At 63.5% G+C, this 15,089-nt stretch carries 12 protein-coding genes; 3 read left to right on the top strand and 9 right to left on the bottom strand.

Annotation, left to right across the window (positions count from 1 at the left end):
• Positions 1–53: 53 nt before the first annotated feature.
• From H621_RS0119610 to H621_RS0119575, 8 genes are all read right to left on the bottom strand, one after another.
• Positions 54–1,430 (bottom strand): DUF1329 domain-containing protein, encoded by a 1,377-nt coding sequence (locus H621_RS0119610; RefSeq protein WP_028945002.1) that lies wholly within the window; start codon positions 1,428–1,430, stop codon positions 54–56.
• 24 nt (positions 1,431–1,454) lie between these two features.
• Positions 1,455–3,275: a DUF1302 domain-containing protein gene (locus tag H621_RS0119605; protein ID WP_028945001.1), complete on the bottom strand. Its 1,821-nt coding sequence runs from the start codon at positions 3,273–3,275 to the stop codon at positions 1,455–1,457.
• Between the two features lie 117 nt (positions 3,276–3,392).
• Positions 3,393–4,955 (bottom strand): long-chain-fatty-acid--CoA ligase, encoded by a 1,563-nt coding sequence (locus H621_RS0119600; protein ID WP_028945000.1) that lies wholly within the window; start codon positions 4,953–4,955, stop codon positions 3,393–3,395.
• A 96-nt stretch (positions 4,956–5,051) separates the two neighbouring features.
• On the bottom strand, positions 5,052–6,194 hold the full coding sequence (locus tag H621_RS0119595) for an acyl-CoA dehydrogenase family protein (RefSeq protein WP_028944999.1): 1,143 nt from the start codon (positions 6,192–6,194) through the stop codon (positions 5,052–5,054).
• A gap of 68 nt (positions 6,195–6,262) precedes the next feature.
• Complete coding sequence (locus H621_RS0119590) at positions 6,263–7,096, bottom strand: SDR family NAD(P)-dependent oxidoreductase (RefSeq protein ID WP_028944998.1); 834 nt, start codon at positions 7,094–7,096, stop codon at positions 6,263–6,265.
• Positions 7,097–7,126: 30 nt separating this feature from the next.
• Positions 7,127–7,555 (bottom strand): MaoC family dehydratase, encoded by a 429-nt coding sequence (locus H621_RS0119585; protein WP_028944997.1) that lies wholly within the window; start codon positions 7,553–7,555, stop codon positions 7,127–7,129.
• 10 nt (positions 7,556–7,565) lie between these two features.
• Positions 7,566–8,003 carry a MaoC family dehydratase N-terminal domain-containing protein gene (locus tag H621_RS0119580; protein WP_028944996.1) on the bottom strand — a complete coding sequence of 146 codons (438 nt, stop codon included), beginning with the start codon at positions 8,001–8,003 and terminating at the stop codon, positions 7,566–7,568.
• Between the two features lie 39 nt (positions 8,004–8,042).
• A complete protein-coding gene (locus H621_RS0119575) occupies positions 8,043–9,227 on the bottom strand; it encodes a lipid-transfer protein (protein ID WP_028944995.1) in 1,185 nt (394 codons plus the stop codon).
• Between the two features lie 410 nt (positions 9,228–9,637).
• On the opposite strand from H621_RS0119575, the gene H621_RS0119570 reads away from it, so the two are divergent.
• The 3 genes from H621_RS0119570 (at position 9,638) to H621_RS0119560 (ending at position 12,096) form a co-directional block, all read left to right on the top strand.
• On the top strand, positions 9,638–10,786 hold the full coding sequence (locus H621_RS0119570) for an acyl-CoA dehydrogenase family protein (protein ID WP_028944994.1): 1,149 nt from the start codon (positions 9,638–9,640) through the stop codon (positions 10,784–10,786).
• Between the two features lie 63 nt (positions 10,787–10,849).
• The gene (locus tag H621_RS0119565; RefSeq protein ID WP_028944993.1) at positions 10,850–11,653 is read left to right on the top strand and encodes an enoyl-CoA hydratase/isomerase family protein; all 804 of its coding nucleotides are present in this window, start codon (positions 10,850–10,852) and stop codon (positions 11,651–11,653) included.
• Entirely contained in the window at positions 11,650–12,096 is a 447-nt protein-coding gene (locus H621_RS0119560; protein ID WP_028944992.1) for a PaaI family thioesterase, read from the top strand. Before H621_RS0119565 ends, H621_RS0119560 begins: the two co-directional genes overlap by 4 nt.
• On the opposite strand, the gene H621_RS27340 is transcribed toward H621_RS0119560, so the two are convergent.
• Entirely contained in the window at positions 12,097–14,835 is a 2,739-nt protein-coding gene (locus H621_RS27340) for a winged helix-turn-helix domain-containing protein (protein WP_051270665.1), read from the bottom strand.
• Positions 14,836–15,089: the final 254 nt, after the last annotated feature.

The raw sequence follows: 15,089 nt of genomic DNA, 5'->3' as shown, positions 1-15,089 counted from the left end.
GGAACAAAGAGGCTGTCCGCCCGCACAGGGGCGAACAGACCATACCGATAGTTCTAGCGGATACCGGCGTTGCGCAGCGCGGCCGGGGTGAAATCGTTGACGCTCGGCTGGTAGGCGTAGTTGATGCCCTGTTTGTTTTCGTTGCCGAGGTTGGACACCACGTAGCGTCCGGCCATCAAGTCATAGGTACCGATGCCAGCGAAGGCGGTCAGCTTCTGCACGTAGTCGGTGAAGGTGTGCCCTTCGCTGACACGCCACAGTTGGCCACGGCCGTCGTAGTGGTCGATCTCCACTGCGGTCCAGGTGTCTTCGTCAAAGAACATGTGGCGCTTGGCATAGATATGCCGCGAACCGGACTTCAGCGTGCCCACCACTTCCCATACCCGGTGCAGCTCGTAGCGGGTCAGGTCCTGGTTGATATGCCCCGGCTGGATGACGTCGGTGTACTTGAGCGACGGCGACTGCAGCTTGTAGCTGTTGTAGGGAATGTAGATTTCCTTCTTGCCCACCAGCTTCCAGTCGTAGCGGTCCGGTGCGCCGTTGTACATGTCGGCGTTGTCGGCGGTGCGCAGGCCGTCGGCGGCAGTCCCCGGGCCATCGTAGGCCACTTGTGGCGCACGGCGGACCCGGCGCTGGCCGGCGTTGTAGGCCCAGGCCATGCGCGGCTCGGCGACCTGGTCGAGGGTCTCGTGGATCAGCGTGACGTTGCCGGCCATGCGCGCTGGCGAGGTCACCGTCTGCTTGGCGAAGAACAGGATGTTGTTGATGTCCTTGGGTTTGGCATCGCTCATCAACCAGGGAAAGCCACTGGCAATCTCGATCTGCACCGGGGTGAAGCTGCCGTTGACCTGCGGCGTGGCCTGGACCTGGGAGTTGATGTAGCTATGACCGCGGTAGCGGGTCAGGTGGTTCCACACCACTTCCAGGCCATTCTTGGGAATCGGGAAGGCAAAGTAGTGGATATCGTTGAAGTTCTTCAGCGAGTAGCCATCGTTGACCGCTTCGGTGGTCACCGCGCTTTTCTTCGCCGCGTCGTAGGCCGTCTGCGGCAGCACCGCGCTGCGCTGGGTCTTGTACACCGGCATCTTGTAGGTGTCGGGGTAGCGTTTGAACAGGGCCTGCTGGCCAGGGGTCAGCTTGTCCTTGTACTGCTCGGCGGTGGCGGCGGTGATGATGAACAGCGGCTTTTCACTGGCGTAGGGATTGCCCATGAAGCCGTTTTGCACAGGGGCTGCGTCGGCCTTGAGACCGCCGGTCCAGGCCGGGATGCTGCCGTCGGCGTTGCCGGCTTTTTCCGCGCCTATCGGGGTGAGGCTGGTGCCAAGCTTGGCCGCCTCCTCAGGGGAAACAGCGGCCATGACGCTGGCGGCCACCAGTGACAGGGACAGGGACAGGGTGCAGGCGGTGAGCAAAAGACGTGCAGGTTTCATTGTTGTTCTCCTCTCTGATGCGAATCAGAAGTTCACGCCGAAGCTGAGGGCGACGTAGTCGCGATCAGTGTTGGTGTTCCACTTGCCGCCGAAGTAGTCGGTGTAGCTCAGGCTGGCGGTGTAAGTGTTCAGGTATTCGGCATCCAGCCCCAGGCTCACGGCCTTGGTGCCTTCCTCGAAGTTCGGGCCAACACCGTCCACGTCATGGGACCAGGCGATGTTGGGCGACAGGTTGATGCCGGCAATCACGTTGGGGTAATCGAACTTGCCGCGCAGGCGGTAGCCCCAGGAGCTGCTGGTGTAGAAGCCGTGGCTGTTGCATTCCTGCTGCGGGTTGCTGGCCGCGGTCACGCCCGGCTGGCCCGGTACCGGCTGGTTGGCGCCCACGCACACGGCCTGGTTGACCAGTTCGCCGGCGCCAAACACGGTGTTGCGGCCAAAGCGCAGGTCGGTGCCGTCGCTGGAGCCCAGGCCGTTGATGTGGTTGTAGCCCACCTCGCCCACCAGGGTCAGGCGGTCGCTGCCCATCACCTGGTCGAAGAAGTGCGTGGCACTGACCTGCGCCTGCAGCACCGGCATGCGCTTGTAGCCGTCGATATCGGCACCTGCGACGTTCACCGAGTTGCCGCTCTGGAACAACGGCGAGGCAGCGTTGCCGATAGCGGCCAGGTTGATGTCGGCGCCGTTGAGGTTGAGCGGCATGTTCGGCCGGTAGCTGACCTCGCCGCCGATCGAGGTGCCGTCGACGTTGGTGGCAAAACTCACGCCGTACAGGCGTACATCCTCGGGGTACACCACGTTGTAGCTGGCGGTGCGAATGGCCGCGACCTGGTTGCTGGTGCTGGTGGCACGGGTGAAGTCCAGGCTCGGGTTGCGGCTGTGGTAGTTCATGGCATAGAAGCCGAACTCGGTCTCGTTCAGCTCCGGCACATACCAGCGCAGCGCCAGGCCGTACTGGCCACTGTCACGGGCGTCGCGCGTCTTGGTGCGCGGAATGTAGGCATCGTCGGCTACCCCAGGCGTGCCGGTGTTGTTCGCAACGCCCGGCGGCAGGTCGAGGCCGGCCAGTACCGCACGGTCGTTACAGCCCTGCGGGGTGACGTCGTTGCCGAAGAAGGTGCCGCAGTTGTCGATGACCGAGCTTTCCCACTCGATCTGGTAGAACATCTCGGCGGTCAGGCTGTCGGTCAGTCCCTGGGACAGGTAGAACATGTTGACCGGGATCAGGCCTTCCTTCACTTCGGCGCCAGGGCGACGCAGGGCGGCGACGTCGATGGGGTTGATGCTGTTGATCGAGTTGCCGATGAAGGTGCTCTCGCCCCAGCTCACCACCTGCTTGCCGACCCGCACGTTGCCCGGCAGCGAGCCGAGGTTGTAGTTGTGGTAGACGAAGCTGTCGAGAAACATGGCCCCCGACGATTTGGCCGCACGATCACGGCCGCTGTCGTCGATGTCGTAGAACTGGCGGCTTTCATCCTTGAGCTCGAAGTCGTACCAGTACTTGCCGCGCACAAACACGCCGCTCTGGCCGTACTTGAGTTCCAGGTCGTGAACGCCCTTGAAGATCTTCGAAAAGGTCTCGCCCTTCTTGAAGTTCAGGCGGTTGTCGTCGTTGGTGCGCGAGGACGCGTTGCCACGCACTCCTTGGGAGTTGAAGTTGGAGATAAAGTCAGGATCCGGCCCGCGCACGGCCCAGCTGGCGCCAATCGACAGCGATGAATCGAAGCTGCCTTCGATTTCGCCAATGCTGAAATCCTTGGCATTGGCCTGGGATTGCACGGCAAGCGCGACGGCGACGGCCAACAGGTGCGGAGCGCGGGCTCCACGCATTCTCGTCAGGTTCATGATGACTCCGGTATACAGGTGCGCAAGGAAGGCGTGCCGCACTAGAGGGTGCGGTTCTGGTCTTTGCGAAAACGGAACAAACGCGCGGCCGTCCCTGGCCGCGCAGTACTCAGGAACTCAGGCGATTCCGCGCTTCTGGTTCTCCCAGAACGGCTTGCGCAGCTCGGTCTTCAGCACCTTGCCGACACTGGTCAACGGCAACGAATCGCGAAACTCGATGCTGCGGGGCACCTTGTAGCCGGCGATCCGCTCACGGCAATGACCGATGATTTCCTCACCACTGGCGGTGACGCCGGGCTTGAGAATGATCACCGCGTGCACGGTCTCGCCCCACTTCTTGCAGGGAATGCCGATCACCGCGCTCTGGGCTACCGCCGGGTGGCTGGCGATAGCGGTTTCGACTTCGGCGCTGTAGATGTTCTCGCCGCCGCTGACCACCATGTCCTTGAGCCGATCGCAGATGTAGACGAAACCGTCCTCGTCCATGTAGCCGCCGTCACCGGTGTGCATCCAGCCGCCGCGCAGGGCTTCGGCAGTGGCTTCGGGTTTTTTCCAGTAACCGAGCATCACATTCGGACCGCGCACGATGATCTCGCCCACGGTGCCGCGTGGCACTTCGTTGTCCTGGGCGTCGACGATTCGGACTTCCACGCAGATACCAGGCAGCCCGGCCGAGTACATCTTGCCGCTGGCCTGGTGCTCGGGGGTGTGGTACTCGGCGCCCAGGGTAGTGGCCACCGGCGCCAGTTCGGTCATGCCATAACCCTGGGAGAACTCGGCGTTGATGAACATGGCGCGGGCGCGGTCGAGCAGTGCCGGGGTGATGGTCGACGCACCATAGCCGACCCGCTTCAGCGCACTGACATCCAGGTGCCGACCTTCGCCCTGGTGATAGTCCAGCAGCATCTGGATCATGGTCGGGGCCAACAACACTTCGTTGACCTGCTCCTGCTCGATGGCCTCCAATGCGCCTTTAGGGGTGAACCCTTGCAGCACAATATGGGTGCCGCCGGTGACGAACAGCGCCACCATGGCGGCGAAGTCGGCCAGGTGAAACATCGGCATCGAGTGCAGGAAGCGCGCATCGACGCCGCACTTGCCGGTATTGACCGAGTTCATTGCCGAGAACGCGACGTTGGTGTGGCTGAGCATCACGCCCTTGGGGAAGCCGGTGGTGCCGCCGGTATAGAAGATGCCCAGCAAGGCATCGCCACCGCGCCGTGCATCTTCCACGGCAGCGCTGTTGGCAATCAGGGTTTCATAGTTGAGCATTCCCGCCGGCGTCGGGCCATCGCCGGCGTAGATCACTTGGCGCAGGGTCTGGGATTGCTCGAGAATGGTTTGCCCGATGTCTTTGTGATGATCGTCAACGATCAGCACGGTGGTTTCCGAATCATCCAGCGAGTAGACGATTTCGGCGACACTCCAGCGAAAGTTCACCGGGTTGACCACGGCATCGGCCCACGGCACTGCCAGGTAGTACTCCAGGTAACGCTGGCAGTTGAATGCAAGCATCGCCACGCGATCGCCGCTGGCAACCCCCAACCCTTTCAGTGCACTGGCCAGCCGCGCCACCCGGTCGCCGTACTCGGCGTAAGTGGTGCTGCGGCCCTGGGCGCGGATGGCCACCGCTTGCGGTCGGCTCTGCAATTGACGATGCAGTCCTTGAGTGATGTACATGCTGAACTCCAAATAACTTTTTATTTTTGGATTGATTTGGATCGAGTCGCGCTGTGCGGCGGGCCGACGCGACGCCAGCCCTGCCTGTCATCAGGTCTACAGTGAGCGGGCAACCACCTCGCGCTGGATTTCGTTGGAACCGCCGTAGATGCGTGCCACCCGGGCGTCGGCCCACATGCGCCCGATCGGGTACTCGTTCATGTAGCCGTAGCCGCCAAACAACTGCAGGCAACGATCGAGCACCTCACCCTGGCGCTCGGTCAGCCAGAACTTGCCCATCGAGGCCAGCGTGGTGTCCAGGGTGCCGTCGATCCAGCGCTGCACGATCAGGTCGACAAAGGTCTTGGCAGCCAGCACGGTGGCCTTGACGTCAGCGAGTACGAAGCGGCTGTTCTGGAAGTCGATGACCGGCTTGCCGAAGGCCTTGCGGTCCTTGGTGTACTCCACGGTCAGGCGCAGCGCGCGCTCCATCACGGCAACGGCGCCAACACCAATCTGCGCACGTTCGTACGGCAGCTGGCTCATCAGGGTGTAGAAGCCCCTGCCCTCCACTTCGCCCAGCAGGCAATCAGCCGGCACTTCGACGTCGTCGAAGAACATCTCCGAGGTGTCCTGGGCGTGCATGCCGATCTTGCTCAGCAGCTTGCCGCGACGGAAACCGGGGGTATTGGTGTCGACCATGAACAGCGAAACGCCCTTGGCGCCCTGGCTGATGTCGGTCTTGGCAATCACCAGCACCATGTCGCAGGTCTGGCCATTGCTGATAAAGGTCTTGGCGCCATTGATGACGTACTTGTCGCCTTGTTTCACCGCGCGGGTGCGTACCGACTGCAGGTCGGAGCCGGCGCCCGGTTCGGTCATGGCGATGGCGCAGATCACCTCGCCGGAGCCTATCTTGGGCAGCCAGTGCTTCTTCTGAGCCTCGGTGCCGGACTCAAGAATGTAATGCGCCACGATGTGGCTCAGGCCCAGGCCCAGACCGCCACCAAAGGCGCTCATGGTCTGCACCACACAGGCGTAGTGGCCGATGCTGCCACCGGCGCCGCCGTACTCTTCACCCACATCCGGCAGGATCAGGCCGAGCTCGCCAGCCTTCAGCCAGGCGGCGCGGTCGGCGCAATGTTGCTCGCGCCAGTGCAGTTCGTTGGGTTCCATGTACTCCTTGGCAAAACGTTGGACCATGTCGCGAAACTGCTCCAGGTCTTCGGTCATCCAGGGTGAGCGGTAGTTTTCCAGCATTGCACGGACCTCATGTTCGAAGCGCCCCTGGCGTCAAAGACGCCGGGGGCTGCAGGGCAAAAAAGCGATCAGAAGTTGGAGCCTGGGCCGCCACCGCAGTAGATGACCTGGCCGGAGCAGTAGTCGGACTCGGGCAGGCAGAACATCACCACCGCACCGGCGGCTTCTTCGGGCTTGCCCGGACGACCGAGGGGGATGGTCTGGCTGGCGCTGTCCAGACGCGACTGCTGCACGCCAACCTTGATCTCGCGTCCTTCGATGTTGACGGTCTTGCTGTCTTCACCGGCCAGGGCCTGAGTGAGGCGGGTCTCGACCAGGCCGAAGGCCACGGCGTTGACATTGACCTTCAGGCGGCCCCACTCCTTGGCCAGGGTCTTGGTCAGGCCCAGCATGCCGGCCTTGGCCGAGGAGTAGTTGCTCTGGCCAACGTTGCCGCCGGCGGCGCCGGAGGAAATGTTGACCACCTTGCGCAGCACTTCGCGGCCTTCGGCGGCTTCTTTCTTGGCGGCGGCGCTGATCACTGGCTGGGCGGCGCGCAAAATGCGGAACGGCGCGGTCAGGTGGCAGTCCATGATGGCGTACCACTGTTCGTCGCTCATCTTCTGGATCACGTTGTCCCAGGTGAAACCGGCGTTGTTGACGATGATGTCAATGGCGCCGAAGTTGTCGACAGCGGTCTTGACCAGACGCTCGGCAAAGTCCGGCGCAGTGACGCTGCCCACACAGGCAACCGCTTCGCCACCGGCGTTGCGGATGGTCGCAACCACTTCTTCGGCCGGCTCTGCGTCCAGATCGTTGATCACCAGCTTGGCGCCATAGGCGGCCAGTTGCAGCGCCACTTCACGACCGATACCACGACCGGAACCGGTCACCAGGGCTACTTTGCCTTCAAGCTTTTTCATCAATCAGTTCCTTAAACGTGGGGTTGAGGATCAGGCCAGGGCGATCACGGCTTCGCCGAGCAGCTTGTCTTCGCCGTACTGGTTGGCGCAGCGAATGGTCAGGCGCACGCGCTTTTCGCCGTTCTCTTCGAATTTTTCAGTGACCTTGCCACTGCAGGTCGGCACGTGGCCCAGCTGGGTGATGCCGGTGAAGCGCACCGACAGGGCGCGCACTTGCTGCTGGGGTACCCATTGGGTCAGCAGGCGACCCAGGTAGGCGGCCGAGAGCATGCCGTGGGCGAACACATCGGGCATGCGCGACTTACGGGCGAAGTCGATGTCGACGTGGATCGGGTTGTGGTCGCCCGAGGCCCCGCAGTACAAGGCCAGGGTGGTGCGGTTGACGGGCTGCAGCTTGAGCAGCGGCACTTCGTCGCCGACCTGGATATCGGAAAACTGAACGTGGTTGGCAAGGGACATCGGCAATTCCTCAGCGCTGGACAAGAGACGAACGGACATCGGCGATGTGCTCGCCGTCCTGGTTGGTCACCCGCGACTCGGTGACCACGAACTGCAGGGCCCCGCCCTTCTTCTCGTAGACATCGGTGATCGTCGCGTCGAAGGTCAGCACGTCGCCGGCGTAGGCCATCTTGTGGTACACGAACGACTGCTCGGCGTGCAGGATGCGGCCCAGGTCGAAGTCCACCAGCTTGAGGAAGGTGTTCAGGTCGCGACCCTCGCCTTCCAGGCACTTCAGAAACGTCGGCGGAACCGGCAGCGACTTGTGGCCGGCGGCCTTGGCCGCAGCTTCATCGGTGTAGACGGCGTCGGTTTCGCCGATAGCCTTGGCGAAGAAGCGCAAGCGGCCTTTCTCCACCTCGGTATTGAATACCCCGAGCTTGTGCCCGATCAGGTTTTTGTCAGCCATGTGTCTCGTTCCTTTTGTTGTTGTAAGGGGCCGTCGGGCTCAGTTACGGCCGAACATGGTCACCACACAGGCGCCGCCCAGGCCCAGGTTGTGTTGCAAAGCGATGTTCAGCTCATCGACCTGGCGCTTGCCGGCCGTGCCGCGCAGCTGATGGGTCAGTTCGTAGCACTGGGCCAGGCCGGTGGCACCCAGGGGATGGCCCTTGGAAAGCAGGCCACCGGAGGGATTGGTCACCACCTGGCCGCCGTAGGTGTTGTCGCCGTCGTGTACAAACTGCTCGCCGCCGCCTACCGGGCACAGGCCCAGGGCTTCGTAGGTGAGCAGCTCGTTGTGGGCGAAGCAGTCATGCAGCTCCACCGCGCGCACGTCCTGTGGCCCGAAGCCGGACGCCTCGTAGACCAGGTTGGCGCCGCGCTGAGCCATGTGAAAACCGGCATAGGCGATCATCGACGGCGGGTCGAACGACTCCACAGGGTCGGTGACCATCGACTGGGCCAGGATCACTACATCGCTGCGCAGGCCGTGCTTCTTGGCGAAGGCTGGCGAGCAGACAACCGCGGCGGCGGCACCACAGGTGGGTGGGCAGGCCATCAGGCGGGTCATGACACCGGGCCACATGACCTTGTCGTTCATCACCTCTTCGGTGCTGACGATGTTCTTGAACAGTGCCAACGGGTTGTTGGCGGCATGGCGGCTGGCCTTGGCGCGGATCGCGGCGAAGGTTTCCATGCGGGTGCCGTACTTCTGCATGTGCTCGCGACCGGCACCGCCGAAGGTTTTCAGGGCGCGTGGCAGGTCGACATCGCGGGTCAGGTCTTCCATCACATGAACGACACTCGCGCGGGTCTGCGGGCGGTCGTCCCAGTGGGACTTCAGCGCACCGGCCTGCATTTGCTCGAAGCCCAGGGCCAGCACGCAATCGGCCTGGCCGCTCTGCACCGCGGCGCGGGCCAGGTACAGCGCGGTGGAGCCAGTGGAGCAGTTGTTGTTGACGTTGACGATCGGGATACCCGTGCGGCCGACTTCATACAGGGCGGTCTGGCCGCAGGTGGAGTCACCGTAGACATAGCCGGTGAAGGCCATCTGGATCTTGTCGTAGTCGATGCCTGCGTCCTTGAGCGCCAGGCGTGTGGCTTGCGCGCCCATGTCGGTGTAGCTGGGGCTTGCACCGGGTTTGGAGAACGGGATCATGCCAACCCCGGCTACCACCACTTTGTCGTTCATCGATTCGTGTCCTTTGCCATGCACTTCAGAGGGGTAACCGCCCGGCCGGCCGGTGGTCGTTGTGGTGCCCATCCTAGGAGTGGCAAGGGTGGCGCTACGACCGTCGAAGGGATGAAGTTACGGATCAACCAGGGAGGCGTTCGAAGGAACGAGGGGCGGGAGTAAGGGGTGGGGTAACGTCGCGGGGCAAGCCCACGCCCACCGGTGCATACAAATTCCTGTGGGAGCGGGCTTGCCCCGCGATGGCCAGCACGCAAGAGCCAGATCGCGGGGCACGCCCGCCCCTCCCCCGACTCCTCCCTTTGAACGAGCCCACGCATCGTCCACAGCATCATCCCTTCGGCGCTCCCTGCCCGCGCGGCCGGCCACCTAGCATGACCGCACAGCCCCCAACCGACCCAAGGACCGCAATGAGCGACTACAGACCCTCCTGGCTAACCGAAGACATGGCGATCTTCCAGCAATCGGTACGCCGCTTCGCCGCCGAAGAACTGGTGCCCCACGAAGAGCGCTGGGCCAAGCAACAGCACGTCGACCGCCAGACCTGGTTCAAGGCCGGCGAAATGGGCATGCTCTGCCCCGGCATCCCCGAAGAATACGGCGGTGGCGGCGGCAGCCATGCCCACAACGCAATCATCGGCTACGAACTCGCTCGCGCCGTTGCCACCAGCCTGGGCACCAACGTCCACAGCGCCATCAGCGCCCACTACATCCTGCGCTACGCCAGTGAAGCGCAAAAACAGCGCTGGCTGCCGCGCATGGCCAGCGGCGAGCTGGTCGCCGCCATCGCCATGACCGAGCCCGGCGCCGGCACCGATCTGCAAAACGTCAAGACCAAGGCCATTCGCGAAGGCGACCATTACGTCATCAATGGCTCCAAAACCTTCATCACCAACGGCTACCTCGCCGACCTGGTTCTGCTGGTGTGCAAGACCGACCCAAGCCTGGGCGCCAAGGGCATCTCGATCATCGTGCTGGAAACCAAGGACCTGCCGGGCTTCCGTCGCGGCCGCATCCTCGACAAGCTCGGGCAGAAAGGCCAGGACACCTCCGAGCTGTTCTTCGACGACGTGCGCGTGCCGGTGGAAAACCTGCTCGGCCCGCAGGAAGGCCAAGGCTTTGTGCAACTGATGCAGCAACTGCCCGAAGAGCGCATGTTCATTGCCATGAACGCCCTGGGCTCGATGGAACGTGCCGTAGAAGAAACCATCAAGTACACCCAGGATCGCAAGGTCTTCGGCAAGCCGCTGCTGGACATGCAGAACACTCGTTTCAAGCTGGCCGAGATGCAGACCACCGTCACCATCGCGCGCACCTTCATCGACGACTGCATGAGCAAGATGGTCAACCATCAGCTCGATGCAACCACGGCAGCCAAGGCCAAGTGGTGGACCTCGACCCAGGCCTGCCAAATCATCGACGAGTGCCTGCAGCTGCACGGTGGCTACGGCTACATGCTCGAGTACCCGATTGCCCGTCTCTACATCAACACCCGTCCAATGCGTATCTACGGCGGCTCCAACGAAGTCATGAAAGAGCTGATCGCACGCACTTTCTGATACATCCGATGCGCCCCGGCTGCCAAGGCCGGGGCGTTTTTGTTGCTGGAACGGAGGTTTCCCATGTCGGTACTTGAGTTTTCCAGGCACGAGGGCGTGGCCACCCTGGTGATGTCACGCCCGGGCGTCAAGAACGCCTATAACAGCGAGATGGGCACAGCGTTGCTGCAAGCGCTGGACGAGATTCGCCGCGACCCGCACCTGCGCGCCGTCGTACTCACCGGCGCCGGTGAAGACTTTTGCGCCGGCGGCGATGTCGGCGGCATGTCACGCATGGACTGCTCAGCGGCAGAGCTGCGCACACGCATGGAAGTAACCCACCGTGTAGTGGCCGAACTGGTCGCGCTGCCCTGCCCGGTCATTGCCGCGGTGGATGGCGTTGCCGCTGGCGCCGGTTTCAGCCTGGCCCTGGCGGCGGACTTCACCCTGGCCTCGGAGCGCGCGCGGTTCAGCATGGCGTTCGCGCGTATCGGCGCCGTGCCCGATATGGGCGCCACCTACATCCTGCCTCGGCTGGTGGGCCTGCAAAAGGCCCGCGAGTTGATCTACTCGGCACGCGAAGTCACCGCCGCCCAGGCCCTGGAGATGGGCATCCTGCTGGAGGTCGTGGCCACTGCCGGCTTGCACGCCAGGGCCAGCGAACTGGCCCGCAGCATGAGCGAACAATCACCCTCTGCGTTTGCCATGACCAAGCGCCTGCTGGCCCAATCGTTGAACAATGACTGGCACAGCCAGTTGAGTGATGAAGCCTGGGCCCAGGCCATTGCCATGTCGGGTGACTACTTCAAGGACGCCACTGCACGCTTCATGCGCAAGGAACCGTTGCGCTACCGCTGGCCTCGGCCGGCCAGGAGCGAGCCATCATGAGCACCACCCTTGCCCAGGGTGCTGCGTTGGCCAGCGACGATGCACCACTGGACGGCTTTGTGCCGATGGTGCCCAGTGGCTTCGTGGCGCAATGCACCGGCTTGTATTTCCATCCGCAGCGCACCGTGATAGCCGCGAGAATCCGCCCCGAGCACTTGAACCCGCTGGGAATCGCTCACGGCGGCTTTCTCGCCACCCTGGCCGATACGGCCTTCGGCCGCGCGCTCAAGTTTGCCGCTGGCAGCGAAATGCCCCCAGCGACCATCAACCTGAGCATGGATTACCTGTGCCCGGCACCGCTGGGGGCCTGGATCGAAGCGCATGTACAGATCCACCGCCTGGGTCGCACCCTGTACCACGCCAGCCTCGACCTGCTCGACGGTGAGCGCCTGGTCGCCCGGGGCAAGGCGACCTTTATCGGAAATGCCTTGAAGCCGCGCTGATCACAGCGCGGTGTTGTCGGGGAGTTTCAGGTCCAGGTCGCGAGCCTTGGCAATCGCCTCGTCGCGACCGGTGACCCCCAGCTTGTAGAAGATGTTCTTCATGTGCCACTTCACCGTTTCCGGTGACAGGTTCAGCACCCTGGCAATCTTCTTGTTCGGCAGCGTCCGGGCTACCAGGCTGAGCACATCCAGTTCCCGGGCACTGAGCACTTTCGGGCTGTCGGCGTCTGTGACCTGCGCCTGGATTGCCGCCGTGCTGCGGGCGATGTCGAGCAAACGCCGGGTATAGAACGCCAGCACCGGGTCAGGCGCGCCGTCTTCCAGCCACGCCTGGAGCAGTGCCACCCCCCCCGGCCAGGCATCCAGCAGGCTGCGTACCAGGCCCAGGCGATGGCCCTGGCGCAGCGCTTCCATGATGAGCTCACGCGCCTCTCGGGGTCGCCCCAGGCCATGCTCGCTGACTGCCAGCTGCAAGAGCATGGGGACCACCCGGCGCCAGCGCCGATGCTGGCGCGAGGTGTCGATCAGTGCCTGCAACTGCTGCCCGGCATCCTGAAGGTTGCCCTGGTGCAGGCGCCGCTCGCTGGCGGCGCGACGGGCAATGATCCGGACCTCCAGGGCAGTCCCTGCGCCTTGCGGGCCATCGCTCTGGTCGAGCTGTTCGATACGCTGCAACACAGCATCTGCCTGTGTTTCATCACCGCCCTGCTGCGCCCAGCGCATGCGCAGTATCAACGCCGCCGCGAGCAATCGGTCGAGGTTGTAACTGCAGGCAAACTGCTCCAACCGTTCAACCCAACCCCAGGCCTCAGTGTGCCTACCCGCGAGCCAGTGGGCCGTGGCCAGGGTCTGCATGGCCTGCAGCACGCTGTCGGGAATGGCCACGCGCTGCAGCAGCTTCATGCGCGGCTCCAGCAATTGGCACGCAGCCTCATAATCGCCCTGCTCGTACAGCGCCATCCCCAGCAGCGCCGCCGCCATGCTGCTGACGATCAGGTAGGCCACGCCCTGGCTTTCCGCCTGTTCGAGTACCTCGCGGTACAGGTGCTCGGCTTCGGTTGTGCGACCCTCCAGGGCCAGGCTCATGCCGGTGAAGCAGCGCCCCACCAGGCTGCGACGCGGCGAGCCCTGCAAGCGTTCACCGTCCTTGAGTACCGCCCGGGCCCGCTCGAACTCGCCCTGGTACATGTACAGCCAGGCCAGGGTGTTGCAACGCCCGGAGTAGGCAAAATCGTCGGCATCGTCAGGAATGGCCAGCAGCGCAGGCAGCAATGCCAACAGGGCTTCGGTATCGTCCTTGAACAGTGCCAGGCTGCCTTGCAGCACGGTAAATACATGCCGTTGATTGCGGTCGAGCACGGCATGCTGGCGGCGCAGTTCGGCCATGCTTTGCTCGACAGCGGGGTAATTGCGGGCGTACAGCGACAGGTGCGCCATCACCAATTGCAAGCCGATGCGGCTGGCGGTCTGCTCGGCTGGCAGGCTGCGCAACAACCCCGAAACCTGGCTGAGGTTGCCCTTGTTGAGCAAGTCGTAGGCACAGGCTTCGACGATATCGGCAGCGGCTTCGGCATCGCCTGCCTTCACCGCATGGCGCACGGCCTCGTCGAGGTGACCGTGGGCGCTGAACCATCCCCGGGCAGCAGCGTGCAGCTCGGTCGGGCGAGTATCCGCCTCGGCCTCCAGGCGACTGTGCAGGACCTTGCCCAACAATGGGTGCAGGCGATACCAGGTCTCCTGGTCATGACTCTTGACCTGAGTGATGAACAGGTTGTCGCTGTCCAGGCGGGTCAATTGGGTGAGCATCCGGGCAATGGCATGGGGTTGGCCGAGCAGGGTTGCACACAGCGAGGCGCAAAAGCGCTCGCAGATCGATACCCGCGTCAGCAGGCGCAAGTCTTCGGGCGCCAGGCGTACCAGCACTTCGCGTTCGAAGTAGCTGGCAAAGGCTCCGGGGTCGCGCACCTGCACCCGGTCGAAGCGGCCGCCCTGCTTGGCCTTCAGGTCTACGGCAAACAGCTGCAGCCCCGCAATCCAGCCATCGGTCAGTTCATGCAGCACCGCCGCATCGCGAGGATCAATGCTGCCCAGTTGCTCACGCAGAAAGCGCTCCGACTCTTCAGCGCTGAAACGCAGGTCGCGCAGGTCGAAATCACTGACCTGCCCGCGACCACGAAAGCGTGCGAGGACCACCGGCGGGGCCACCCGCGAACAGAACACCAGGTGCAGCCTGGCGGGTGCGTAGTCGAGCAACCAGTGCAGGGCCTGGATGATGAACGGGTCCTGCACATGGTGCAGGTCATCGAGCATCAGCACCAACTCACGCCCGTGGCCGGCAATGCTTTGCACCAGGGTAATGACCCAATGTTCCAGCGCCATTTCACCCGTGTCGCGCCCCAGCAGGAAACCGGCTTCGCGCACCAGCGTGGGGTCTATTTCAGCAAGGCTTGCCTGCAGGCAATGGCAGAAACGCTCCAGGTCATTGTCATCGGCTGACAACGACAACCAGGCCACATCGAAATTCAGTGCCAGCAGTTCACGCCGCCAGGCCAGCAGGGTGCTGGTCTTGCCGCTGCCGGCTGGGCCCTGGATCACCACGCAGCGCTGTCGGCGCGCCTCCATCAAGCGCGCCAGAAGCCCTTCTCGGGCAAGCAGCAAGCGCGCCCCGCGTGGCGGCACGACCTTGGTCTGGACGTTGGATGGATCAGTGTCGGTTTCTGAATCGGGCAATAGCGGCATGAGCGAAAACATCCAGAATGGCGAACAGCGCAAGGCTCCAGTGTAAGGTCTAACGCAACACTTGTGGGAGGCGCAATAGCGACCGTTCCTGGTCGCCGCTGGCGCCAGCCGTGCGGCCACAGGCCATGGCAGATGCCCCGTGAGAGGCCAGACAAACTTCGTACGACCGCTGCGCGGCCGATCGCAGGCTATCGCCAGCGGCTACACGGGCCGGTAGCCGCTGCCGAGGTACGAGGCTGCGATCGACTGCGCAG

The sequence above is a fragment of the Pseudomonas vranovensis DSM 16006 genome, assembly GCF_000425805.1.
In the GTDB taxonomy this organism is placed as follows: domain Bacteria; phylum Pseudomonadota; class Gammaproteobacteria; order Pseudomonadales; family Pseudomonadaceae; genus Aquipseudomonas; species Aquipseudomonas vranovensis.
Note: the sequence above shows the minus strand (reverse complement) of the source record. Positions and strands in the feature narration are given on the sequence as shown.